This window comes from Gordonia sp. VNK21, from assembly GCF_046098115.1.
Taxonomy (GTDB): domain Bacteria; phylum Actinomycetota; class Actinomycetes; order Mycobacteriales; family Mycobacteriaceae; genus Gordonia.
On the sequence record NZ_JBJURU010000014.1, the window covers coordinates 19,012 to 44,306 of the forward strand.

The 25,295-nt window shown below is 71.0% G+C and carries 17 protein-coding genes and 1 pseudogene; 12 read left to right on the top strand and 6 right to left on the bottom strand.

The genetic code is table 11. The features are described 5' to 3' along the window. Positions 1-72: 72 nt before the first annotated feature. Positions 73-951, top strand: coding sequence for a TIGR03619 family F420-dependent LLM class oxidoreductase (locus tag ACJMNC_RS15360; RefSeq protein WP_408948837.1), 879 nt, complete (start codon positions 73-75; stop codon positions 949-951). 35 nt (positions 952-986) lie between these two features. Here the strand turns inward: ACJMNC_RS15360 and ACJMNC_RS15365 are convergent, their stop codons facing one another. The 3 genes from ACJMNC_RS15365 to ACJMNC_RS15375 form a co-directional block, all read right to left on the bottom strand. After that, on the bottom strand, positions 987-1,946 hold the full coding sequence (locus tag ACJMNC_RS15365; RefSeq protein WP_408948838.1) for a hypothetical protein: 960 nt from the start codon (positions 1,944-1,946) through the stop codon (positions 987-989). Positions 1,947-2,091: 145 nt separating this feature from the next. Further along, on the bottom strand, positions 2,092-3,507 hold the full coding sequence (locus ACJMNC_RS15370) for a phytoene desaturase family protein (RefSeq protein ID WP_408948839.1): 1,416 nt from the start codon (positions 3,505-3,507) through the stop codon (positions 2,092-2,094). 16 nt (positions 3,508-3,523) lie between these two features. Continuing rightward, positions 3,524-3,955, bottom strand: coding sequence for a GtrA family protein (locus tag ACJMNC_RS15375; RefSeq protein WP_408948877.1), 432 nt, complete (start codon positions 3,953-3,955; stop codon positions 3,524-3,526). A 138-nt stretch (positions 3,956-4,093) separates the two neighbouring features. Between ACJMNC_RS15375 and ACJMNC_RS15380 the strand changes: the two genes are divergently transcribed. Beyond that, positions 4,094-4,606, top strand: a complete 513-nt coding sequence (locus ACJMNC_RS15380) for a hypothetical protein (protein ID WP_408948840.1) — start codon at positions 4,094-4,096, stop codon at positions 4,604-4,606. Between the two features lie 36 nt (positions 4,607-4,642). Further along, a complete protein-coding gene (locus ACJMNC_RS15385; protein ID WP_408948841.1) occupies positions 4,643-5,851 on the top strand; it encodes an alpha/beta hydrolase family protein in 1,209 nt (402 codons plus the stop codon). 107 nt (positions 5,852-5,958) lie between these two features. Here ACJMNC_RS15385 and ACJMNC_RS15390 read toward each other — a convergent pair. Beyond that, positions 5,959-6,333, bottom strand: a pseudogene (locus ACJMNC_RS15390) (universal stress protein); the annotation flags it as partial. A gap of 134 nt (positions 6,334-6,467) precedes the next feature. Between ACJMNC_RS15390 and ACJMNC_RS15395 the strand changes: the two are divergent. The 4 genes from ACJMNC_RS15395 to ACJMNC_RS15410 are packed head-to-tail and all read left to right on the top strand — an operon-like array spanning position 6,468 to position 11,396. Further along, positions 6,468-7,886 carry an FAD-binding protein gene (locus tag ACJMNC_RS15395; RefSeq protein ID WP_408948842.1) on the top strand — a complete coding sequence of 473 codons (1,419 nt, stop codon included), beginning with the start codon at positions 6,468-6,470 and terminating at the stop codon, positions 7,884-7,886. Positions 7,887-7,930: 44 nt separating this feature from the next. After that, entirely contained in the window at positions 7,931-8,692 is a 762-nt protein-coding gene (locus ACJMNC_RS15400; protein ID WP_408948843.1) for a decaprenylphospho-beta-D-erythro-pentofuranosid-2-ulose 2-reductase, read from the top strand. A gap of 5 nt (positions 8,693-8,697) precedes the next feature. Then, a complete protein-coding gene (locus tag ACJMNC_RS15405; RefSeq protein ID WP_408948844.1) occupies positions 8,698-10,656 on the top strand; it encodes an arabinofuranosyltransferase in 1,959 nt (652 codons plus the stop codon). Beyond that, positions 10,653-11,396, top strand: a complete 744-nt coding sequence (locus tag ACJMNC_RS15410; RefSeq protein WP_408948845.1) for an MBL fold metallo-hydrolase — start codon at positions 10,653-10,655, stop codon at positions 11,394-11,396. The genes ACJMNC_RS15405 and ACJMNC_RS15410 overlap by 4 nt, the downstream gene beginning before the upstream one ends. 36 nt (positions 11,397-11,432) lie before the next feature. Here ACJMNC_RS15410 and ACJMNC_RS15415 read toward each other — a convergent pair whose 3' ends face one another. After that, positions 11,433-12,998, bottom strand: coding sequence for a DEAD/DEAH box helicase (locus tag ACJMNC_RS15415; RefSeq protein ID WP_408948846.1), 1,566 nt, complete (start codon positions 12,996-12,998; stop codon positions 11,433-11,435). Positions 12,999-13,250: 252 nt separating this feature from the next. Further along, positions 13,251-13,697: a type II 3-dehydroquinate dehydratase gene (gene aroQ, locus ACJMNC_RS15420; RefSeq protein WP_408948847.1), complete on the bottom strand. Its 447-nt coding sequence runs from the start codon at positions 13,695-13,697 to the stop codon at positions 13,251-13,253. 261 nt (positions 13,698-13,958) lie between these two features. On the opposite strand from aroQ, the gene ACJMNC_RS15425 reads away from it, so the two are divergent. From ACJMNC_RS15425 to ACJMNC_RS15445, 5 genes are all read left to right on the top strand, one after another. Further along, positions 13,959-14,309: a hypothetical protein gene (locus ACJMNC_RS15425; RefSeq protein ID WP_408948848.1), complete on the top strand. Its 351-nt coding sequence runs from the start codon at positions 13,959-13,961 to the stop codon at positions 14,307-14,309. 145 nt (positions 14,310-14,454) lie between these two features. Next, positions 14,455-15,048, top strand: coding sequence for a hypothetical protein (locus ACJMNC_RS15430; protein WP_408948849.1), 594 nt, complete (start codon positions 14,455-14,457; stop codon positions 15,046-15,048). A gap of 58 nt (positions 15,049-15,106) precedes the next feature. After that, positions 15,107-18,439, top strand: coding sequence for an arabinosyltransferase domain-containing protein (locus tag ACJMNC_RS15435; RefSeq protein ID WP_408948850.1), 3,333 nt, complete (start codon positions 15,107-15,109; stop codon positions 18,437-18,439). Positions 18,440-18,521: 82 nt separating this feature from the next. Then, the gene (locus tag ACJMNC_RS15440; RefSeq protein WP_408948851.1) at positions 18,522-21,863 is read left to right on the top strand and encodes an arabinosyltransferase domain-containing protein; all 3,342 of its coding nucleotides are present in this window, start codon (positions 18,522-18,524) and stop codon (positions 21,861-21,863) included. Then, positions 21,860-25,288, top strand: coding sequence for an arabinosyltransferase domain-containing protein (locus tag ACJMNC_RS15445; protein WP_408948852.1), 3,429 nt, complete (start codon positions 21,860-21,862; stop codon positions 25,286-25,288). Before ACJMNC_RS15440 ends, ACJMNC_RS15445 begins: the two co-directional genes overlap by 4 nt. Positions 25,289-25,295 lie beyond the last annotated feature (7 nt).

The following is a 25,295-nucleotide window of genomic DNA, read 5'->3' on the forward strand; positions in this document are numbered from 1 at the left end:
CCGACCCGCGGCCGCGGATCGGTCATCCGGCACCCTGCACACAGAACTAGAACATGTTCTAGTCTAGACGGTATGCGTTTCACCTTCGCCGAAGCGATGACCGACCTCAGCTACTACGCCCCGCTCGCCCAGGCCGCCGAAGCCGCCGGCTTCGACGGGCTGACGATCGCCGACTCGATCGCCTACCCGGAGGTCTCGGATGCGAAGTATCCGTACACGCCCGACGGGAACCGCGAGTTCCTCGAGGGCAAGGACTTCGTCGAGCCCTTCACCCAGGCCGCCTACCTGGGTGCGGTCACCAGCACCATCCGGTTCCTGCCGTTCGTCCTCAAGCTGCCGATCCGACCGCCGGTCCTGGTGGCCAAGCAGGCGTCGTCGGTGGCCGCGCTCACCGGCAACCGGCTCTCGCTGGGCGTCGGCACCAGTCCGTGGCCGGAGGACTACGACATGATGGGCGTCGATTTCAAACGCCGCGGCAAGCGGATGGACGAGTGCATGGACGTCATCCGCGGCCTCACCAGCGGCGACTACTTCGAGTTTCACGGCGAGTTCTACGACATCCCGAAGATCAAGATGTCGCCGGCGCCCACCGAACCGGTTCCGCTGCTGGTCGGCGGGCATGCCGATCTGGCGCTGCGCCGCGCGGTGATCCGCGGCGACGGCTGGATGCACGGCGGCGGCCCCGCCGAGGAGCTCGACGCGCTGCTCGAGAAGATCGCCGGTATCCGGACGGCGGAGGGCCTGAACGACAAGCCCTTCGAGATCCATGTGATCTCCATGGACGCCTACACGGTCGACGGCGTGCGCGCACTCGAGGACAAGGGCATCACCGATGTGATCGTCGGCTTCCGGCTGCCCTACATCATGGGCTCGGACACCGAGCCGCTGCAGAAGAAGATCGACCACCTGAACTGGTACGGCGAGAACATCATCGCCAAGGTCAACGCCTGACCTGCCGCAGATCGTGACGGCATCCCCGTCACGATCTACGGCAACGGTTCGCCGGGCGGACAGCGGGGGCAGCGACGGAAGGTGCCGGTCCAGCCGCGCCCGCGCAGTATCCGGGCCACGGCGCGGGCGGTGCTGCAGGCCCGGTCCACCACCTGCCCCCAGCACAGCCGCAGCGTGGTCCGGTCCTGCGCCACGGCCGCAGCCAGATCGCGGTCCATGTCCCGGTCCCGGGCGCGGGCGTCACTGTGAAAGGCCCGGCCGTCGAGCTCGATCGTGAGGCGGTAGTCGTCGTAGTCGACGTCCCGGAGGCCGGGCCGCCCGGCCCGGGTCGGTGCCTGCCGGCGCGGTGCCGGCAGGCCGTGTGCGCGTTCGACATTCGTCAGGTACTGGTGCTCGAGCGCCGAGCACACCCCACCGGCGATGTCGTCGAGCACGGCCAGCAGCAGCCGGCGTCGACGCAGAGTGGGTCGGCCGCGCACCACGGCCGCCAGTCGGCCGGCGGTAGTGATCCTGGCCTGTACGGCGTCGGCCAGCACGGCGATCGCCGCGACGGCGGTGCGCGCGTCGCCGGCCAGATCCACCACCGCGTCGTCCGTCCGCTGCCGCGGTGGGAACGCATGCCAGAGCACCGCATCCGTCGAGGCCGCGTAGTGCACCACCACACCCGGACGCCGGGTGACCCGGCGATGCCGGTCGACGAGCACGTGCACCGGTTCGCCGGGCGCCCGCACCCCCGTCACCGGCAGCGCCGAGGACCGGCACAGTGCCGCGGGATGCGCATCGAGCACCGCGCACCAGGCCCGCTGCTGCCAGGTCAGCGGACCGGTGTGGGCGATGTAGATGCCCGGATACACCGACACCCATTCGCGACGGGCCAGCCGGCGCCGGCAGTCGCGCGAGGTCTCCCCGCAGGCGAGCACCTGACGCCGGGCGATCACCCCGTCCTGTCTGTCCAACAGTTCCGCGATCTCCGGTGCCGGCTGCCGATCCCCCATGCACCGAGCCTGTCCGCCGACCGCCTCGCAGGGAAGCCCGCCACCCACAATCCGCACCACGCCCCTCCCCCCATCCACACCCCGGCCCGAGGTGCCGAGGTTCGTGACGGCATACCGGTCACGAACCACGGCAGGCCGGGCGGCGTCAGCGCGCGAGGTCGGCGAGTGCGGCGCGGGCGGCGTGGTAGCCGCACATGCCGTGCACGCCACCGCCGGGCGGGGTGGCCGAACTGCACAGGTACACCCCGTCGACCCCGGTGAAGTACGGGCGCGGTGTCAGTCGCGGCCGGGCGATCAGGCCGCGCAGGTCATTGCGCCCGCCGCCGATGTCGCCGCCCACATAGTTGGCGTTACCGGCCTCGAACGCGGCCGGACCGCGCGAGGTCTGCTCCACGATCCGCTCCCGGAAGCCAGGCGCCCAGCGTTCGATCTGCGCGGTGACCGCCTCGCTCGCATCTCCGGAATATCCGTGCGGCACATGGGCGTACGCCCAGAGCGGTTTGAGCGGCCCCGGCGCCCGTGAGGGATCGGCCACCCACTGCTGCCCCACCAGTACGAAGGGCCGCTCCGGCAGCCTCCCGGCCAGCGCCTGCGCCTCGGCGGCGGCCAGCTGCTCGACGGTGCCGCCGAGGTGCACGGTGCCGGCCCGGGCCAGTTCCGGATCGCGCCAGCCCACCTCGCCGTCGATCAGATAGTCCACCTTGAACGCCGCCGGACCGTGCCGGTAACGGCGGTAGGCGCGGGCGATCCGGGCCGGCATCGCCGAACCGAGCAGCCGTGCCGCCGCACCGGGCATCAGATCCAGCAGCACCAGGTCCGCCTCGTCGAGCCGGCCGCGCTCGGTCACCGGGGTTCCGGTGCTGATGCGTCCGCCCGCGTCGATCAGCGCAGTGGCCAGCGCGGCGATGATCGACGACGACCCGCCCTCCGCCGCCGGCCAGCCGCCGCGGTGCCCGGCCGCGAGCAGCATGAGTCCGGCCGCCGAGGAGCCGGGACCGTCGAGCGCGGTGAAGGCGTGTGCGGCCGCACCGCCGAACAGGGCCCGCGCCGGTTCGGTGCGGAACATCCGGGACAGCCCGGTGGCGGGAAAGAGCGCACGCCGGCCGAAGTCGAGCAGCCGCAACGGATGCTCGGGGCGGGCCAGCATCGGGCCGAGCGCATCGGCTGCCAGCTCACCGAAGCCGTCGGCCAGATCGCCGAATACGTCCTGCCACACCGGTCCGTCCCGGCCCAGCCGACCGGCGGTTTCGGCCACCGAGGTCGAGAGCAGCACCGCGGGGCCGTCGTCGAGTGCGTGCCCCAGGTCGTAGGGTGCGTGCCGCCAGCGCAGCCCGTAGTCGGCCAGTCCCAGCTCGGCGAATGCCGGGGAGACCGCGCCGAGCGGATGGAAGGCCGAGCAGTGGTCGTGGACGATGCCGCTACGGAAGATCTCGTCCGACCTGGCGCCGCCGCCGATGGTCGCCGCCGCCTCGAGCACGTGCACGGCGATCCCGGCACGGGCCAGCACCACGGCGGCGACCAGACCGTTGGGGCCGCTGCCGACGACAATCGCACGGGTCATCGTCGCTGCCCACCGTTCAGCGGATCTTGAAGATGACTGCCCGTTGGACCACGAAGTTGATCACCGTGGCCACGCCCTGTGCGACGACGAACGCCGCCGTGCTGTAGACGAAGGTCTCCTCCCAGGCGTGCGAGAGCCAGGAGTACAGGCCGACGTTCACCGCGAAGGTCACCGCGTAGAGCGCGAGCACTGCGACGAACCGGGCGGTGCTCGGCTCGGCCCGGAATGTCCAGCGCCGGTTGATCAGGTAGGCGACGGTGGTGCCCAGGATGAAGCCGAAGGCCTTCGCGACGCCGAACGGCGCCCCCAGGCCGTACTGCAGAGCCAGGGTGAGTCCGTAGTCCAGCACCGCGGACCCGGCGCCGGTCGCGACGAACCGGATCAGCTGGGTCTTGAGCGGTACCGAGGTCGAGGCCTCCTCGTCGTCGAGCGGCAGCTCGACGGGCATCGGGGCATGCCGGGTGGCGAAGTCCTCGTGGTTCGGATGCCGCGGGAGGTCTCTCGGGTCGCTTTCTCGCACGGTGCCAGGGTACGACGCCCCGCACCGAGGTTGTCTTTAGGTAAGCCTCACCAATATTGTTGCGGTATGCAGAAGAAGAACCGTCTCGCGGCCGGCGCGTCGGCCGCGCTCGTCACCGCCGGACTGCTCGGAGCGGGTATCACCGCCGCCGGACCGGCCGATGCGGCCCGGACCCCCGCGATCACCGTGGCCGACCGCACCCTGCACGTCGGTCAGCTCGTGAAGTTCCAGGCCAGCGGGCTGAATCCGGCCGCCGGGTACTACGTGATGCTCTGCCAGAACCAGCCCGACTTCTTCCCGGTCTGCGCCCGCCCCGGCGAGATCCGCAACAGCTTCGTGCACCTGAGCAACCGGGACACCCAGGCGGTGGCGATCGCCAAGAACGGCACCGCCTCCGGCACCCTGCGGATCGCCCTGCACGACACCTCACTGTTCGGCCCCATCCCCAACGACACCCGGGTCAACTGCGCCGCCTTCGGCGGCTGCTCGGTGGCGATCGTCGAAGACCATCAGTCCTCGCGCAGCCTCGGCGGCATGGCCCCGCAGCGACTGGCGGCCACCCCGGTTCGCGTGCGCTGATCCGCGCGGCGGCGCGGTGGACTACCGTCGGCTTCCATGACCCGCCGCTCCGTCCGCCACACCCTCGCCGCCGTCGCCCTCGCCGCCGCGGCACTGCTGGCCGCCCAGGCTCCCGGTCCCGCCGGCGCGGTGCCGGGCGCCACCCCGGCCCCGATCTGGTCGGGACTCGACGCCCGCGACTACTCCGGACCGATCGGCGCACCCGGCACCCTGCTGGCCAAGACCGCGCTCGACCCCGCCCTGTCGCTGCCCGGCGCCGGCCGCGCCTACCGCGTGCTCTACGCCAGCCGTGACGTTCACGGCGCACCGGCCACCAGCACCGGGGCCGTCTTCCTGCCGCGCACCCCCGCCCCGGCCGGCGGCTACCCGGTGATCGCCTGGGCGCACGGCACCGTCGGCCTGGCCGACCAGTGCGCGCCGTCGGCGCAGCCGCGGTCGGAGCGCGACTCGACCTACCTGAGCCACTGGCTGCGGCAGGGCTATGCGGTGGTGGCCACCGACTACGTGGGCCTGGGCACCCCGGGCCTGATGAACTACCTCAGCGGCACGGTCTCGGCGAATTCCGTGGTCGACTCGGTGATCTCGGCCCAGCACGCCGGACTGCCGCTGGCCAAGCGCTGGGCCATCGTCGGCCAGTCTCAGGGCGCCGCGGCGGCCCTGAACGCCGCGCGCCGCGCCAACTCGCTGTCGAAGGGCAGCGGCCTGGACTACCGCGGCGTGGTCGCCACCGGCACCCCCGCCAACATCGAGCACATCCTGTGGCAGGCCGGACCCGGCTTCCCGCCGGTCACCCTGCCCGCCGCCCTCAACGCCTATGTCTCGTACATTCTGGCCGGCTTCGACGACGCCCGGCCCGATCTGCACACCGACCGGATCCTCACCGCCCAGGGCCGTCGCGCCGTGCGGCAGGCCCGCACCCTCTGCTACGGCGAGCTGAGCGAGAAACTCGACGGAGCGAAGACCGCCGACTGGTTCACGCGCCCGATCACCTCGATCCCGGGGGTGCAGGCCGCACTGGTGGACTACATGAGCACCCCGTACTCGGGTTACGACCGGCCGATCTTCCTCGGCCAGGGCCTGCGTGACATGGATGTGCCGGCGCCGTCCGCACTGTCCCTGTACGCCCAGATGAAGGCTGCCGGACAGCCGGTGGAGCTGCACGTCTACCCGGACCAGGACCACTCCGGCACCGTGCTGGCCTCACTCCGGGACTCCACCCCGTTCGTGGCGCGCCTCCTGCGCTGACGGCGAGGACGGATTCAGGGCTCGATCTCCGAGCCCGACCACGGCAGTTCGGCCGCCTCGTCGACCGGCGACGCCGGCGAGACCGGCGGGCGACGGTGATCGTCGCCCGGCTTGACCACCAGGACCGGCTTGCGGCACTCGACGAGCAGATACTGCGAGGTGCTGCCGAGCAGCAGCTTGCCCACCTGGGTGCGCCGGCGCATCCCGATCACCAGCATGATGGCCGCCGGATCGTCCATCGCGGCCAGCAGTTCCTCGGCCGGGGTGCCGCCGATCGGCTGGGTCAGCCGCCAGCGCAGCCCGGACTGCTCGAGCTGCCGCTCCACCCAGGCGATCTCGTTCGCATCGGCGATGCGCTGGCCCCGCGCCTCGGAGACGGCGCTGATCACCAGCAGCTCGGCGTCGTGCACCCGCGCCTGCGCAATGCCCTCGGCCAGACAGGCCCGGCCGAACGCGCCTGCCGTGTACCCGACCACGATCATTCCCGGACCCCGCTTTCCGTCTTCTCGTCTCGCCGCCGCACCGGTATTCGGGGCTGATTCGAATGTAACCGGCGTCGCTTGCGGTCACACGGCTCAGGGTTTTATGAGGGCGCAGCGAGTACTCTCTTGAAGCGATGACGAACGCAGAACTACTTCCGGTGCAGACCCGCACGCTGATGGGCTGGGGCCGCACGATGCCGATCGAGGGCCACGTGCTGTCCACGCCGTACCCGGAGGTCATCGCCGACGCGGTGGCCCGGGTGGCCGACGAGGACGCCGACAAGCCGTCCTATCTCAAGCGCGGCGTGATCGCCCGCGGTCTGGGCCGCTCCTACGGGGAGAACGCGCAGAACGCCGGTGGGCTGACCATCGACATGACGCAGCTGACCCGGATCTACTCCATCGACGACGAGACCGGGATCATCGATCTCGACGCCGGCGTCGACCTCGACACCCTGATGCGCATCGCCCTGCCGCACGGCCTGTGGGTCCCGGTGCTGCCGGGCACCCGCCAGGTGACCGTCGGCGGCGCGATCGGCTGCGACATCCACGGCAAGAATCACCACAGCGCCGGCAGCTTCGGCAACCATGTGCGCGAGATCTCGCTGCTGACCGCGGCAGGCACGATCCTCACCCTCACCCCGACGGGCACCGACGACGACCCGGACGCCTCCATCTTCTGGGCCACCGTCGGCGGCATCGGCCTGACCGGCATCGTGCTGCGCGCCAAGATCCAGATGACGCGCACCGAGACGGCCTACTTCATCGCCGACGGCTCGGTGACCCACAGCCTCGAAGAGACCATCGCGCTGCACACCGACGGCTCCGAAGAGAACTACACGTACAGCTCCGGCTGGTTCGACGCGATCAGCAAGCCACCGAAGCTGGGCCGGGGCACCTTCTCCCGCGGCTCGCTGGCCACCCTCGACCAGCTGCCCGACAAGCTGGCCAAGGACCCGCTCAAGTTCGACGCCCCCACCCTGCTGAACTTCCCGGACGTCTTCCCCAACGGGCTGGCCAACAAGTTCAACTTCTCGCTGGTCGGCGAGGCGTACTACCGGATGGGCGGCAACTACCGGGGCAAGATCCAGAATCTGACGCAGTTCTATCACCCGCTGGATCTGTTCGGGAACTGGAACCGCGCCTACGGATCCAAGGGCTTCCTGCAGTATCAGTTCATCGTCCCGCCCGAGGCGGTCGACGAGTTCAAGGGCATCATCTACGACATCCAGGCCTCCGGACACGTGAGCTTCCTGAACGTCTTCAAGCTCTTCGGCGAGGGCAACCAGGCACCGCTGAGCTTCCCGATGCCGGGCTGGAACATCTGCGTCGACTTCCCGATCAAGCGCGGCCTGCACGAGTTCGTCTCCGAACTCGACCGCCGCGTCATGTCCATCGGCGGCCGGCTCTACACCGCCAAGGATTCGCGGACCACCGCGGCGACCTTCCACGCCATGTATCCGCGGATCGACGAGTGGCTGGCCGTGCGCCGCCGGGTGGATCCGACCGGTGTCTTCATGTCCGACATGGGCCGCCGGCTCGAGCTCGTCTGAGCCGCACCGCTTCCGGACACCACCGACCGAAAAGGAAATCTCACATGTTCAACGCCGTCGGCGTTCCGCAGTCCATCCTCGTCCTCGGCGGCAGCTCGGAGATCGGCCTGGCCATCACCGCCGAGTTCCTCGCCAAGAACCCGGCCCGCGTGGTGCTGGCCACCGTCCCGAACGATCCGGCCGCGGCGGCCGCCGTCGAGACGATCACCGCCGCCGGCGCCACCAGCGTGACCCAGATCGACTTCGACGCCCGGGACACCGCCAGCCACCCGAAGGTGATCGACGAGGCCTTCGCCGGCGGCGACATCGACGTGGCCATCGTGGCTTTCGGCATCCAGGGCGACGACGAGCAGGCCTGGCAGGACCAGAAACTCGCCGTCCTCGAAGCGGAGATCAACTACACCGCCGCCGTCTCGGTGGGCGTGCTGCTCGGCGAGAAGCTGCGCGAGCAGGGGCACGGGCAGATCGTGGCGATGAGCTCGGTGGCCGGTGAGCGGGTGCGCCGCTCCAACTTCGTCTACGGCTCCACCAAGGCCGGTCTGGACGGCTTCTATCTGGGGCTGGGCGAGGCGCTGCGGCCGGAGGGCATCCGGGTGCTGGTGGTCCGGCCCGGCCAGGTCCGCACCCGGCTGTCCGCGCATGTCGCCGAGGCCCCGCTGACGGTGAACAAGGAGGACGTCGCCGCGATGGTGGTGGCCGCCGTCGACAAGGGCAAGGACGTCATCTGGGTGCCCGGACCGTTCCGCTACATCATGATGGTGCTGCGGCACATCCCGCGCCCGGTCTTCCGCAAGCTCCCCATCTGATCGGCGTGAGCACCGCAGCCAGCGTGACCCCGTCGATCGCGAACCGGCGCCTGCGGGATCTGGCGGTCCTCGGAGGCGGCCTGGTCCTGGGTCTGGCCGTCGCCGTCGTCGGCCTGAAGGTGATCGACGTGGTCGACTGGCCGGCGTTCAACACCTCCAACGTCACCCGTTCCCTCACCACTCTGGGGCAGGCGGCCTTTCTGCTGGTCGCGGTGATCGCGGTGATCTGCGCGCACTACCGGCGGATCCCGCTGATCTCGTCGTGGCTGTCCGCGGCGGCCTCGGCGGGACTGGCGACGGTGACGCTCGGCATGCCGCTGGGCGCCACCCGCCTGTTTCTCAACGGCCTCTCCGGCGACCAGCAGTTCCGCACCGAATACCTGACCCGGCTGACCAGCAGCCCGCGGCTGGCGGACATGACCTACCTGGACCTGCCGCCCTACTATCCGGCGGCCTGGTTCTGGTTCGGCGGCCGCTACGCACAGCTGACCGGACTGCCCGGCTGGGAGGCCTACAAACCGTGGGCGATCATCTCGATCGCGGCGGCGGCCGCCCTCGGCACCGCCCTGTGGACCCGGATGGTGGGGGTCAAGGTGGGCGGCCCGATCGGCATCGCCGTCACCGCGGTGACGCTGCGCTATGCCGCCGCCGAACCCTACGCCGCGGTCCTCGTGCTGGTGGGCGTCCCGATGCTGGTCGTGATCGCCTCGGCGCTGCGTGGCCGCGGCCGGCTCGCCGACGGCCCTCAGCCGCTCGACCGGACCAACTGGCTCGCGGTGGTGGCCGGCGGTCTGTTCATCGGTGTCTCCGCGACGACGTACACGCTCTACACCGCCTTCTTCGCCGGGACCGCGATCCTGCTGGCACTGCTCTGGCTGGCGACCGCGTGGGCGCGGAACCGCAACGCCGCGGTGGCCGACGAGGTGCGCCGCTCGGTACGCCGGGCCGAGATGCTCGGTGTGGCGGTGCGCCTGCTGGTGACGGGTGTGATCGCGGTGGCCGTGGCCCTGTGCTTCTGGCTGCCGTGGCTGCGCCGGCGCGCCACCGCACCGGTGAGCGGTTCCGGGGCGGCCGAGCACTACCTGCCCGAGGGCGGCGCGGTGCTGGGGCTGCCCATGTTCCACTGGTCGCTGATCGGCCTGCTGACCCTGGCCGGCCTGATCTGGGTGCTGGTGCACATGCGCCGGCGCACCATCGCCGCCACCCTGGCGACCGGGCTGGTGGGCATCCTGGTGCTGACCTTCGCCTCGCTGGCGCGCACCGCCGTGGGCAGCACGCTGCTCTCCTTCCGGCTCGAGGCGCTCACCGCCGGGCTGCTCGCCGCGGCCGGGGTGCTGGCCGTCGCCGAGGCCGGCCGCGCGGCGGTGCGCCGGTTCGGGGACGTGCGCACCGCGATCGGCGTCATCGCCGCGCTCGCCGCCCTGGCCCTGACGCAGGCGATCCCGTCGTCGATGTCCGGCGAGATCTCGCTGGCGTACACCGACACCGACGGCTCCGGCCAGCGCGCCGACCACCGCCCGCCCGGCGCCGAGTCGTACTATCCGGAGCTGCATCGGCTGATCCGCGCACAGACCGGCCGGGCGGCCACCGGCAATGTGGTGCTCACCGCCGACTACAGCTTCCTGTCGGTGTACCCGTACTGGGGTTTCCAGGGACTGACCTCGCATTACGCGAATCCTCTGGCGGAGTTCGAGAAGCGGGCCGCAACCATCGAACGCTGGGCGGAGCTGACCACCCCGGCCGAGTTGACCGCAGCACTCAAGCACAGTCCGTGGCCGGCGCCGAACGTCTTCCTGTTCCGCTACAGTGCCGACGGCTACTCCCTGCGGCTGGCCAAGGACGTGTACCCGAACGATCCGAACGTCAAGCGGTACACGGTGACCTTCGATCCGGCGGCCTTCGACGATCCGGCGTTCACCGTGACCGAGGTGGGTCCGTTCGTACTGGTGGTGCATCGGCCGTGAGTTCGCTGCAGATCGACTCGATCGGCAGCGGCTCCGCGCGTACCCATCTGGTCAGCACCGGCACGGTCAACTGGGTGATCCTGCAATCGGGTGAGGGCGTCACGCTGATCGACGGCGGCTATCCCGGCCACGCCGGGGCGGTGGCCGAATCGCTGCGTCGGGTGGGCAGTGCACCGGAGGAGATCCGCGCCGCGCTCCTCACCCACGCCCACGTGGACCATCTGGGCGGCCTGGTGAAACTGACCGGCGCGCATGACTTCCCGACGTTCGCCGATGCGGACGAGGTGAGTCACGCCCGGCGCGAGTATCTCGAGCAGGCCGATGCCGCGTCGATCGTGCCGGTGCTCTGGCGCCCGCGGGTGGCGCGCTGGCTGGCGCAGATCGTGCCTCTCGGCGCTCTCAGCAGGACCGGGCTCAGCCGGGCTCAGCCGTTCGGCGACCTCACGGCCCTGCCCGGCGCCCCGGAGGCCGTCGCCTGCCACGGGCACACGCGCGGCCACAGCGCTTTCCTGGTGGCCGACGGCGAGGTGCTGGTCTCCGGCGATGCGCTGGTCACCGGTCATCCGATCCAGCCGCACGCCGGACCGCAGTGCCTGGGCCCGATCTTCACGCACGACCCGGCGGCCAACGCCGCCGGACTCGAGGCGCTCGCCGGACTCGACACCCCGGTGATCATGCCCGGCCACGGACCGCTGTGGCGGGGCCGGGTGCGCGATGCGGTGACCGCCGCGCTGCGCTGACCAAGGGGCCTGCGCAGCACGGACGGCGCCTGAGCCTCAGCGCGCGGCGGGAGCGCCGGCCGGACGCGAGGCCCGGCGACGGCGCGCCGGGGCACCGCCCTGCTGCGCGCGCGGCTGCGACGCCGCGCGTCCCGCTCCGGCGCTGCTGCGCTGCCGTCCCGACTGCGAGCCGGTGCCCTGACCGCTGCCCGAGCGGGCACCGCCCGAGACCGCCCCGCCCGACCGGGTACTGCGGTGCTGCGAACGTCCCTGTCCGCCAACGGAATCCCGGCCCGAACCGTCCCGGCCACGACCGCCGCGGCTCTGACCGCCACCGTTCTGACCGTTCTGGCCGCCGCGACCCCGGCTGTTGCCCCGGCTGCCGCGCCGGCGCGAACCGGCACCGCCGGCGGCGGACTGCTGCTGGGCCGGAGCCGGCGGCGGCAGCTCGCGCAGCGGCGCCTGCTCCCCGACCAGCTCGAGCACCTGCGGCGAATCCGCGGTCACCTGCTGCGGCTTGACCTTGATGTCGGCCTTGGCCAGCAGCTTGCGCAGATCGGCGCGCTGCTCGGGCAGGCAGACCGTGGCCACGTCACCGTTGCTCCCGGCGCGGGCGGTGCGCCCGGACCGGTGCAGGAATGCCTTGTGCTCGGCCGGCGGATCCACGTGGACCACCAGCTCGACGCCGTCGACGTGCACGCCGCGGGCCGCGATGTCGGTGGCGACGAGCACCCGGGCGCCGTCGTCGGAGGAGAACGAGGCCAGGTTGCGGTCACGCTGCGCCTGGCTCAGGTTGCCGTGCAGGTCCACCGCCGGAATCCCGGCCGAGGTGAGCTTGCGGGCCAGCTTCTTGGCCTGGTGCTTGGTGCGGGTGAACAGGATCCGTCGTCCGGTGCCCGAGGCGAGGGTCTGGACCAGCTGGTTCTTCTGCTCGCCCGAGCGCACCTCGAAGACGTGGTGGGTCATCTTCTCCACCGGGCTGGTGGCCTCTTCGAGCGAGTGGGTGACGGGCTTGTGCAGGAAGCGGCGCACCAGCTTGTCCACCCCGTTGTCGAGGGTGGCCGAGAAGAGCATCCGCTGACCGTCGGCCGGGGTGGCCGAGAGGATCCGGGTGACGCCGGGCAAAAAGCCCAGGTCCGCCATGTGATCGGCCTCGTCCAGGACGGTGATCTGCACGTCGTCGAGGGAGACGATGCGCTGACCCATCAGGTCCTCGAGCCGGCCGGGGCAGGCCACCACGATGTCGACACCGGCGCGCAGTTCGCGCTCCTGCCGGTTCTGCTTGACCCCGCCGAAGACGGTGGTCACCCGCAGACCCATCGCCTCGGCGAGCGGGGTCAGGGCGGTGGCGATCTGGGTGGCGAGCTCACGGGTGGGGGCCAGCACCAGCCCGGTGGGCCGGCCCGGGCGCGCGGCACGGGAACCGCCGAGGCGGGTGGCCAGCGGGATGGAGAAGGCCAGCGTCTTGCCCGAGCCGGTCTTGCCGCGGCCGAGCACGTCCCGGCCTGCGAGTGAATCGGGCAGCGTCTTCTCCTGGATGGGGAAGGGCGCGGTCTTACCGTCGGCGGTCAGGGCCGCCACGATCGGGGCGGGCACGCCGAGATCGGCGAAAGTCACAGTCATGAAAGAAAGCCTTTGCGGCTCAGGGATTCTCGGGCGCACGACAGGCGACCGGACATCGGCCACGCAGGCGGAGCACGAGAATCGTCAATGGCGAACACGCGGGTGCGCGTATCCGTTCGCCGTACGAAGACATCTCCGCCGGGAATCAAGCCTCGGCGATTGCGTTTCTACGACGCGCGGCGGGTGCGAACCGGACTGCGGCTCAGCACTGCCGATGACTCCACGGTACGGCACCGGCGCCACCGCGGCGAATCAGGAGACGAGCGTCACCATCTGCCGCACCGCGTACTCGTAGCCGCGGATACCGCACCCGGCGATCACCGCCGAGGCGATCGGCGAGACATAGGAGTGGTGCCGGAAGGGTTCGCGGGCAGCCACATTCGAGATGTGCACCTCGATGACCGGCACCTCGGGAACCACCAGGGCATCGGCCAGCGCCACCGAGGTGTGCGTCCAGCCGGCGGGGTTGACGACGATCCCGGAGATCTGCCCGCGGGCGGCGTGGATCGCGTCGATCATCTCGCCCTCGTGATTGGTCTGCAGGGCGCGCACCCCGTAGCCGAGATCGGCGGCGGTCCGCTCGACCAGGGCCACCACGTCGGCGAGGGTCGCGGTGCCGTAGATCTCCGGCTGCCGGAGCCCGAGAGTGTTCAGATTGGGTCCGTTGAGCAGCAGAATCGGCCGTTCCTCATTCGCCATGTGCCCAGTCTAGTGATTCAGCGAGAGAGTCTCGGATTTGCGTGGTATTTCCAGACCATGACATCCCCAACCTCCGGTCCTCAGCCTCAGCAGCCTGCACCTCAGCAGCCCGCGCCCCAGCCGCCTGCGCATCAGCAGCCCACGCCTCACCATTCCGCACCCCAGCAGCCCGCGCCTCACCAGCCGGCCTCTCACCAGCCCGCACCCCCGCCGCCGGCGCCGGAGAGGACCTCGTCGCCGTGGGCCGCAGGCGTGGTCCTGGTGGCCGCATCCCTGCTGCTCATCGCCTCGGTGCTGGCCATCTTCCAGGCGATCGCGGCGCTGGTCGGCGATGACACGCTGGTGGTCTTCGACGAGACCACCGACTACGTGTACGAGTTCAGTCTCACCACCTGGGGCTGGATCCACCTGGTGGTCGGCATCATCGGCTTGCTGATCGCCTGGGGCCTGTTCCGGGCCGCCGAGTGGGCGCGCGTGGCCGCCATCGTCATCGCGGCGATCTCCATCGTCTCGAACTTCCTGTGGCTCCCGTACACCCCCTGGTGGTCGATCCTGGTGATCGTCCTCCAGATCATCGTGATCTGGTCGGTCGCCAACTGGCGCGGCCTCTGACACCCACCGTCCACGACCGGCCCGGGGCGCCCACCGCACACGGTGGGCGCCCCGGGCCGTCTGCGCCGTCGCCGTCCGGCCGCCCCGGTACTGTGATGCCATTCGTCCCCCGATCGGTGGACAGCACCAGGGAGTGAGGCCCCCGATGGCGAAGACGGACCTGAGCAGCGACTCCGCGCAGATCGCCGTCGAGCGGGACTTCGGCCGGCTCGAGCGCACCACCCGCGTCGACAGCCGCCGGGAGAAGAAGGTCCTGATCAACGCGCTGCCGATGCTGATCGTCGGCGTGGTGGGGCTCGGCGCGGCGTTCTACTCCGGCCTCGGCTCACGCGGCTACACCTGGCCGATGCTGATACTGCTCGCGTTGATCGCCGTCGTCGGGGCCGGACTGTCGTACGCCGCGGTCACACAGCTGCGCCGCGGTCCGCTGGTGTTGCATCTCTTCGAGCGCGGCTTCATCGTCGAACGCCCCCGCGGGGGCAAGGTCTCGGCGCGTCTGGCCACCACCACCGCCCGTCTGTACGACTTCGACGAGCCCGGCGATTCGACCAGCGAACCGCTCCCGCACGTGGCCGTGCAGTTGTGCTTCGCCGACGGCGACACCATGGTCCTCGAGGAACCGCACTCGGGATCCCCGGACGCCCTCGTCGAGCTCGCGCAACGGTGCGCCGGGCACACCCGCGAACGCCTGCGCTACGTGGATGTGCAACGGCTGCGCCGGGACGCCATCCACGTCTGAGCACCGGCACCGGCGACACACGGCGACTCCCGCCGCCGGGCATCAGTACTATTCCCCTGTGCCAGTGAACTCGGTCCGGCGGGCACAGATCACCGCCCTCGTCACAGGCCTTCTGGGCCTTCTGCTGGCATTGGCCACCCCGCTGCTGCCGGTCCATCAGACGACCGCGGAGATCTCCTGGCCGCAGCGCGGGACCATCGAATCGGTGGAAGCGCCGCTGATCTCGTACGTGCCGATCTCCATGGACGTGCACCTGCCGTGCACCGCCGCCGGCGAGCTGACCGGCACCGACACGGTTCTGCTGTCCACGCTGCCGCCGTCGGCAGAGAAGTCCGCGGGCCGCGGACTGTTCATCCGGGTGACCGGCACCGCAGGCCAGCCCGCCGCGGACCGGACCGTCGAGGTGGTCAATCGCAACAATCCGCTGGTGTCGGCCCCCCTCGATCAGGTGCTCACCCCGCAGTGCCGGGGCATCGACGTCTCGGCCACCGCCGACGCGGTGACCGCCTCCTTCGCCGGCCTGCACGACGACGCCGGCGAGCCGTTGACCGGATCGACCACCGACACCGGGCAGGGCGATCAGCGACCGCAGCTGACCGGCCTGTTCACCCAGCTGCACGGCCCCGCCTCGGCGCTGCCGACGATGTCCGCGCAGGTGGAGATCGATTCGCGCTACTCGACCACCCCGACGCTCATCAAATGGCTGGCGATCATCGTCGGCGTGCTGGCCACCGTGATCTCGCTGGCCGCGCTGGCCCGCCTCGACGGCACCGACGGCCGCGGCCACCGGCGGATCTTCCCTGCACGCTGGTGGCGGCTCAACGCCCGCGACTACGTGGTGCTCGGCGCCCTGCTGGTGTGGCACTTCATCGGCCCCAACACCTCCGACGACGGCTACCTGATGACCATGTCGCGGGTGGCCCAGGACAGCGACTACACCGCCAACTACTTCCGCTGGTTCGGGGCCCCGGAGGCCCCGTTCGGGTGGTACTACCAGGCCTTCGGTCTGCTCAGCCACATCAGCGTGGCCAGCCCGTGGATGCGTCTGCCCGCGCTGGCCTGCGGCATGATCAGCTGGCTCATCATCAGCCACGAGGTGATCCCCCGGCTCGGCCGCACCGCCAAGGCCTGGCAGGCGCCCGCCTGGACGGCCGCCGCAGTCTTCCTGGCCTGCTGGTTCCCGTTCAACAACGGCCTGCGGCCCGAACCGATCATCTGTCTGGGTGCCCTGCTCACCTGGTGCTCGGTGGAGCGGGCGATCGCCACCGGACGGCTGTTGCCGGCCGCGGTGGCCTGCACCGTCGGCGCCTTCTCCATCGCCGCCGGCCCCACCGGCGTGCTGGCGGTGGCCGCCCTCGTCGCCGGGGCCCGGCCGATGGTGCTGTCCCTGATCAAACGCGCCCGCGAGGTGGCCCGGCAGACCGGGCGCGCCATCGGCTGGGCGTACGCCGCGCTGATCGCCCCGATCCTGGCGGCCGGCACCCTGGTGCTGTTCGTGGTCTTCCAGGGCCTCACCCTGACGCTGTTCTCGCAGAGCTCGGCGATGAAGACCGATGTGGGGCCGTCGCTGAACTGGTACAACGAGATCGACCGGTACTCGTCACTGTTCGCCTTCTCCGCCGACGGCTCCATCACCCGCCGCTTCGCGGTGCTGGCCATGATCCTGTCGCTGGCCGTCTCCGGCGCCCTGCTGATCCGCAAGGGCCGGATCCCCGGCACCGCCGCCGGTCCCACCCAGCGCATCGTCGGGATCACCTTCGCCTCGCTGCTGTTCCTGATGTTCACCCCCACCAAGTGGACCCACCATTTCGGCGTCTTCGCCGGGCTGGCCGCCGCCCTCGCCGCGATCGCGACCATCGCCGCCTCGGCCCGGGCCACGCATTCGCGCCGCAACCGCACCGTCTTCGCGGCCCTGGTCGTGTTCATCACCGGTCTGGCGCTGACCGCACCGAACTCGTACTACTACTCCTCGGCGTGGGGGATGCCGTGGGGTGTGGAGCAGGTCACGATCGGCGACCAGAAGGTCGGCTCGATCCTCCTCGGTATCACGCTGGCGCTGCTGGCCCTGGCGCTCTGGTTCCATTTCCGGGAGCCGTTCACCGGCACCGACCCGGTGGCGGCCCATCCGCCTCGCGGCCCGCGCACCGCCCGGCTGCGCCGGGCCGGCAACCGGCTGGCCCAGTCGCCGCTCGGGGTGGCCGCCGCCGCCGTCGTCGTCTTCGCCCTGGTGACCGCCGCCATGGCCGGTATCCAGCAGAGCGGCTCGTACTCGGTGCCGCGCACCAACCTCGAGGCGCTGTCCGGCAAGGTCTGCAGCATGGCCGACAAGGTCTGGGTGGAGGCCGATCCGAGCGCCGGTCTGCTCACTCCCGTCGACGGCTCCGTCGCCGACCCGCTGTCCGGCCCCACCAGCCAGCCGGCCGGGGCCGACCGCCGCTCCACCACCGGATTCACCGCCGACGGGGTGCCCGAGGATCTCAACAATCGGGCCAGCAGCGGCAGTCTCGGGGTGCTGGCCGGCGATGCCGCGGCCGACGAGGACCTGCTGATCGCCAACAGCGGCGGCACCGGCGGCGGCACCCGCGCCACCGCCGGAGTCAACGGCAGCCACGCCGAGCTGCCGTTCGGGCTGGACCCGGCCCGGACCCCGGTGCTGGGCAGCTACTCGGAGGACCGGCGCAGCCCCGCCGGACTCACCTCCTCCTGGTACGCCCTGCCGAAGGACTTCCAGGACCACGAACTGCTCGTCTTCTCGGTGGCCGGCAACTTCTCCCCCTCCGAACTGCGCCTGGAGTACACCGACCAGCCGATCACCGACGGCACGCGAGACGGGCAGCTGCGCACGCAGGGCGGCGTCCCGATGATCGATCCGGGCCCGCGCCCATCCTGGCGCAATGTCCGCCTCGACACCGATTCGCTGCCGGCCGACGCCACCGCGGTGCGCATCGTCGCCGACAACCACACTCTCTCGGACGACCGGTACATCGTGGTGACGCCGCCGCGGCTGCCGGAGCTGACCACCCTGCAGGAGACCGTCGGCAGCGAGGATCCGGTGCATGTGGACTGGACCTCCGGTCTGGTGGTGCCGTGCCAGCGCCCGTTCGACTTCCACGCCGGCGTCGCCGAGATCCCCGACTGGCGGATCCGGCCGGGCTCGGATCTGGCGGCCGCGGTGGGCACCTGGCAGAGCGCGCCCGGCGGCGGACCACTCGGCTGGCTGGAGGTCTCGCAGCGCGCCGAGACCGTCGCCACCTACCTCAAGGGCGATATCGGCCGCGACTGGGGCGCCCTCGAACGCTACGAGTCCTACGATCCCGCCCGCCCGGCGATCATCGACCACGGCACCGCCACCCGCAGCGGACTGTGGAGTCCGGCACCGATCCGCTACTGACCCGCTGACCTGCCGGTGCTCCGGCGTGCGGTTGGCCTGTCCTCAGCTTTGTGCATTAGCCTGAGGAGTCGTGCCAGTGCCGATGACGTCCCCTGCCTCGGAAGATTCGCCGGACGCGCAGGAGGAGAAGCCTGCGCCCCTGTCGACTCGTCAGGCCAAGCTGCTCGCCGTCGTCGGCGGCCTGGTGGCCGTGGTCGCCGCCGTGCTCACTCCGCTGATGCCGGTGCACACCACCGACGCCACCATCGGCTGGCCGCAGGGGCAGACGCTCAACGCCGACGATCCGTCGATCGTGGCCCCGCTGATCGCCCAGTCCGCGCAGAACCTGGACGTGGTGATCCCGTGCCGCGCGCTGGCCGCCCTGCCCGCCGAACCGACCACGGTGCTGGCGACCATGCCGGCCAAGGCCACCCGTTTCAACAGCGGCGCCCTGGTGATCTCGGCGAACGCCGACCGGGTGGCGGTCACCTTCCGGTCGAGCACCGCCGCCACCGCCACCCGGCAGCAGATCGCGTCGAGCGAATGCACCCGGCTGCACGTCTTCGCCGGGCCTTCCGGCGCCGGCGCCCAGTTCGTCGGGCTCGGCCCGGGCACCACCCTCGACCCGGACAAACGGCCGCAGATCGACGGCCTGTTCACCTCACTGACCACCGACCAGGTCACGGACCTGGCCGGGCAGGGACTGCGGGCGTCGATCGCCGTCGACAACCGCTACGAGACCAGCCCCACCGTGCTGAAGATCCTGGTGATGGCGATCGCGGTCCTGGCCACCCTGATCGCACTGTTCGCGCTGTACTGCCTGGACCGCTCCGGCGGGTATCGCGGGCCGCCGGTGCTGCGGCTGCGGACGGCGGTGCGCGCCGTCCGGATGCGCGCCACCGACGCCGTGGTCACCGCGATCCTGATCGTCTGGCTCTTCCTGGGTGCGGGCGCCCCCGACGACGGCTACATCCTCAACATGGGCCGGGTGGCCGACGACGCCGGCTATCTGCCGAACTACTACCGCTTCTACGGGGTCAGCGAAGCCCCGTTCGACTGGTACTACAACTTCCTGGCGCTGTGGTCCAAGGTCTCGCCGTCGCTGCTGTGGATGCACATTCCGGCGCTGGTGGCCGGCCTGATCTCCTGGTTCGTGATCAGCCGGGTGATGCTGCCGCGTCTGGGCAGCGCTCTGGCCGCGAACCGGTGGGCCAACTGGGCCGCCGCCGCCGTCTTCCTCTCGTTCTGGATGCCGTTCTGCTCGGGCCTGCGCACCGAGGGCGTCATCGTGCTCGGCTCCCTGCTGACCTGGTGGGCGGCCGAGAAGGCGATCACCAGCAAGCAGCTGCTGCCGGCGGCGCTCGCCGCGACGGCGGCGGCGCTCACCCTCTCGCTGGCCCCGCAGGGTGTGGTGGGCGTCGCGATCCTGCTGGTCAGTGCCCGCGCACTGCTGCGGGTGCTGCTCGAGCGCCGCCGCACCGATGGTCTGCTTCCGCTGCTCGCCCCGATCGCCGCCGCCGGCCTGGTGGTGCTGGTGGTGGTGTTCCGCGATCAGACCCTGATGACGGTGCTCGAGGCCATGAAGGTCAAGTACCAGACCGGCCCCACCATCCCGTGGCACCAGGAGTTCCTGCGCTACTACTTCCTCTCCGTGCCCACCCCGGACGGGGCCATCGCCCGCCGCATCCCGGTGGTGCTGCTCTTCGCCGCGGCCGTGGTGACCGCCGCCATGCAGCTGCGCCGCGGACGCATCGAGGGCGTCTCCCGCAATCCGGTGTGGCGGCTGGTCGGCGCCCTGTGCGTGAGCCTGCTGCTGTTCTTCTTCGTCCCGATGAAGTGGACCATCCACTTCGGCGTCTTCGCCGGTCTGGGTGCGGCGCTGGCCGCGACCGGCACCCTGGCCGTGGCCCAGGCCGCATCCCGGTCGTCGCGCAATCTCACCGTCTTCGCCGCCGGACTGCTGTTCGCGCTGGCCGCCTCGATGTCGGGCCGCAACGCCTGGCCGTACGGGTACCGGTTCGGCGTGCCCTGGTTCGACAAGGCACCGGTGATCGCCGGTCAGGAGATCTCCTCGCTGCTGCTGATCCTGGCGGTGCTGACGTCGGCGCTGGCCCTGTGGCAGACGCTGCGGCTGGACTACGTGCGCAACCGCGGCATGGCCCATCACGGCAGCGGCGAACCCGATTCCGTCGCCGACCGACGCCGCCTCGCGCTGGCCTCGTCGCCGATCGCGGTGATCGCCGCGCTGATGGTGCTGGTGATGCTCGGCTCCCTGGCCAAGGGTGCGATCTCGCAGCGCCCGGCGATGTCGGTGGCGTCGAACAACCTCGCGACGCTCACCGGATCGACCTGTGCCATGGCCGACGAGGTGCTCGTCGAGGACGACCCGAACGCCGGCATGCTGGTGCCGGCCGACGGCCGGTCCGCCTCGGCCGCACTGGCCGGCACCGATGCGGTGGGCTTCACCCCCAACGGCATCGCCAACGATCTGACGCCCACCTCCCGGGTGTCCTCCCGGCCCGGTCAGATGCATGTGGCCGGTTCCACCTCGCGGCCCTTCGCCACCTCGGGCACCCTCGGCGCCGGCACCACCGGCGGCACCGGACCGAAGACCGTGAACGGCTCCACCGTGGCCCTGCCCTTCGGCCTGGACCCGGACACCACTCCGGTGCTGGGCAGCTTCGGCTACCAGGGCAACGCCCACCTCACCACCGGCTGGTACCAGTTGCCGGACCGTTCGGCCTCACCGCTGATCGTCTTCGCCACCGCCGGCCCGATCTCCACCATCGACGCCGACGGGGTCCGGGTCCCCGGGCAGAAACTCGTCGCCGAATTCGGCAGGGCGGGCGCGGACGGCGGCTTCGAGCAGATCGGCCCGCGGGTCGTTCCGATCGATCCCGGTCCGGTGATCGCCAACCTGCCGTGGCGCAATCTGCGGGTTCCGATGTCGGCGGTGCCGGCCGGCGCCACCGTGATGCGGCTGGTGGCCGACGACACGAATCTCGGTGCCCTGCAGTTCATCGGGCTCACCCCGCCCCGCGCGCCGCGCCTGCAGACCCTGCAGGCAGTGGTCGGCTCGGATTCGCCGACGCTGATCGACTTCCCGGTGGCGGCGCACTTCCCGTGCCAGCAGCCGATCGGTGTGCGCCACGGTGTGGTCGAGGTGCCGCAGTGGCGGATCCTGCCCGACTACGTGACGATGAACATGCAGTCCAAGACCTGGATGGCCGCCTCGGGCGGTGGCCTGCTGGCCGTCTCCGAGGGCACCACCAAGGCCACCACGGTGCCCACCTATCTCAAGGATGACTGGCACGAGGACTGGGGTTCACTCGAGAAGCTCACCCCGCTGGCTCCGCAGGCCGCGCCCGCGCGCGTGCAGACGCACACGGCGACCGTCTCGGGCCTGTCCCGCAACGGCTCGATCCGCGTGGAGAGGACGAAATGACCGACGGTCCCGATCCCCAGGACGCCCCGCGGGCCGAGCAGCCGGCGCAGCCGGCCGGCCGCGGTGACCGCTGGGAGCTGCTGAAGCGCAACGACTACCGGGTGACCAAACTGGTCGCCGTCGTGGCCGGTCTGCTCGGCTTCCTGATGGCGGTGCTCGCCCCGCTGCTGCCGGTGCAGCAGCGCAGTTCGGCGGTGCAGTGGCCTCAGCAGGGCACGGTGGCCGATGTGACGGCCCCGCTGGTGTCCTTCGTGCCCACCTCGATGACGGTGAGCGTGCCCTGCCGGCTGGCCGGCGACCTGCCCGCCGGGGGCGGCGTGCTGCTATCGACCATTCCGGCCGCCGGCAAGCAGGCCTCCGCGCGCGGCATGTTCATCCGTGCCACCGACAGCGAGCTCACGGTGACCGCCCGCGACGTGCTGCTGCTGAGCACGGATCGGGCCGCCGCCCAGGCCGATCCGGACTGCATGATCACCGTCGACGGCGGTGCCGACGGGCTGCACGCCGCAGTGACCGGGCTGTCCGGCGGACAGGACGCCGACGGCCTGCGCTACGACACCGACGACCCGGACATGCGTCCGCAGATCGTCGGCGTCTTCTCCGACCTTCCCGCCGACGCCCCGCGCGAGGGTCTGTCGCTGCACGCCGACATCGACACCCGTTTCGTGAACTCGCCGACACCGATCAAGCTGGCGGCCATCATCTTCGGCGTCGTCATGATGCTGCTGTCGCTGGTGGCTCTCGGGGTGCTCGACAGCCGGGACGGCCGGGCGCACAAGCGATTCCTGCCGCGCGGCTGGTTCACCATCCGCCCTCCCGACGTGGTGGTCTTCGTAGTGCTGGTGCTGTGGTGGCTCGGCGGCGGCAACACCTCCGACGACGGTTACAACATCACCGTCGCCCGCATCACCTCCGAGGCGGGCTACGCGGACAACTACTTCCGGTACTTCGGCGTCCCGCAGGATCCGTTCGGCTGGCCGTATCAGATCCTGTCGTGGATGACCCACGTGAGCGTCGCGACACCGTGGCTGCGACTGCCCTCGCTGCTGCTGGGTCTGCTCGGCTGGTGGGTGATCAGCCGTGAGGTGATCCCGCGTCTGGGCCGCGCCGTGCGGACGAGCAAGGCCGCGGTGTGGACCGGCGCGCTGGTCTTCCTGGCGATCTGGCTGCCGTACAACAACGGCATCCGCTTCGAGCCGGTGGAGGCGGTGGGCGCCCTGCTCACCTGGTGCGCCGTCGAGCGCGCCATCGCCACCCGGCGACTGCTGCCCTACGCGGTGGCCGCCATTCTGGCGGCGTTCACCCTGGCGGTGGCGCCCGGCGGCCTGATGGCCGTGGCCGCGCTGCTGGCCGGTCTGCGGCCGGTGGTGCGCGGCATCGTCGCCCGCCGCGAACGCGACGGTCTGCTGCCGATGCTGGCGCCGATCCTGGCGGCCGGCACCTCGGTGCTGTTCGTGATCTTCTACGCGCACCCGCTGCGGCCACTCATCGAGGGTTCGATGGTGGCCTCCGAGGTGGGACCGACCCAGGAGTGGTGGCAGGAGCCGATCCGCTACTACTACCTGGTGCTGCAGACCGGCGACGGCACCTTCCCGCGCCGCTTCGGCATCCTGATCATGATCCTGTGCCTGATGGTGGTGATCTTCCGCCTGATGGCCGCGCACCGGCCGCCGGCGGTGGCGCGCGCCCCCATCTGGCGGCTGGTCGCGGTGATGCTCGGCACCATGTTCTTCATCGCGTTCACGCCCACCAAATGGACCCATCATCTGGGCGTGTACGCCTGTATCGGTGCTTGTGTGGCCGCGGCCGCGGCCGCCATGATGGCCCCGCCGCTGCTGCGTTCGCGCCGCAACCGGGCGTTCTTCGCCGCCGCCGTGCTGCTGGTGACCGGTGTGTCGGCGGCCGGCACCAACATGTGGTGGTACGTGGGCAGCTACGGGGTGCCGTGGTGGGACCGGCCGGTCTCGATCGCCGGGGTGAACCTGAGCTGGATCGCGCTGGCTCTGGCGCTGGTCGCCGTCGCCGTCGGCCTCTGGTACCACTTCCGCGACGACTACGTCGACGAGCAGACCCGTACCGGCTTCGACCGCACCGGCATCGACCGACTCAAGGTGTCGCCGATCCCGGTCATCGCCGGTCTGGTGGTGCTGTTCATGCTCGCCTCGTTCGCCAAGGGCGCCTGGGTGCAGCGCGACAGCTGGTCGTGGACCAAATCCAATGCCCGGGCACTGACCGGTGACATCTGCGGGCTGGCCAACGACGTTCTGGTGGAAGAGGATCCGGCGGCCGCGATGCTGACCCCGGCCGAGGTGGACGGCCGCCGGCCGTCGGCCAAGGCGGCGCTGGGCGGGAAGAACGTGGGCTTCACCGCCACCGGCGTCCCGTCCGGGGTGCTGATCGATCCGCTGGAGAAGAAGACCGGTTCCAACTCCGATGAGGACGAGGACGATGCCGTGCAGATGGCGTCGACCGACGACGTCTCCGGCGGCCGGGACGCCGGTGCCGGCACCGGTACCGGCACCGGCGACGACGGCACCGGCGACTCGCAGGACGAGACCGAGGAGCAGATCGCCGAAACCGAGGCGGCGCCCACCGAGTCGGCCGTGCGCCTGCCCTACGGCCTCTCGCCGGCCAGTACTCCGGTGCTCGGCAGCTACCGGGCGTCCGGGGTCTCGTCGGTGACCACCGACTGGTACGACATCGGCTTCGCTGCCGGCAAGGCGCCCGCCGACGCACCGTTGATCGCGGTGGCCGCCGCCGGCTCGATCGAGGCCTACAACGGCCTCGGGGTGCTCACCAGCGGCCGGAAGCTGGTCGCCGAGTTCGGCCGCCGGAACGCCGACGGCTCGGTCCGGACGGTCGGCAAGCCGCTGATCCCGCTCGACGCGATGGAGACCAACTCGGACTGGCGCACGCTGCGCTTCCCGCTCGCCGACGCTCCGGCCGGCGCGACGCTGGTGCGGTTGCAGGTGGTCGACGACGCCGGTGCGGCCGCGGAGTGGCTGGCCTTCACCCCGCCGCGGGTGCCGCATCTGCGGACCCTCAACGACGTGGTGGGCTCCACCGATCCGGTGCTGATCGACTGGATGCCGGGCCTGGTGTTCCCGTGCCAGCGGCCGATCGCGGTGCGCGACGGCGTGCTCGAGCTCCCGGACTGGCGGATCATGCCGGACGCGGATGCGACGCAGAAGAACAGCCAGACCTGGTCGGCCGGCGTGAACGGCGGCCCGCTGGGCATCACCGACGCACTGCTGTCCAACACGCTGGTTCCGACCTATCTGCGGAACAACTGGGCGCGCGACTGGGGCGGTCTGGAACGGTTCACCCCGCTGGTTCCGCAGGCCACCCCGGCCCGGCTGGAACTGGGGTACCGCACGGTGAACGGCTTCACCAGCCAGGCACCGATGCGCTGGCTCGGCTACTGACCGGCCG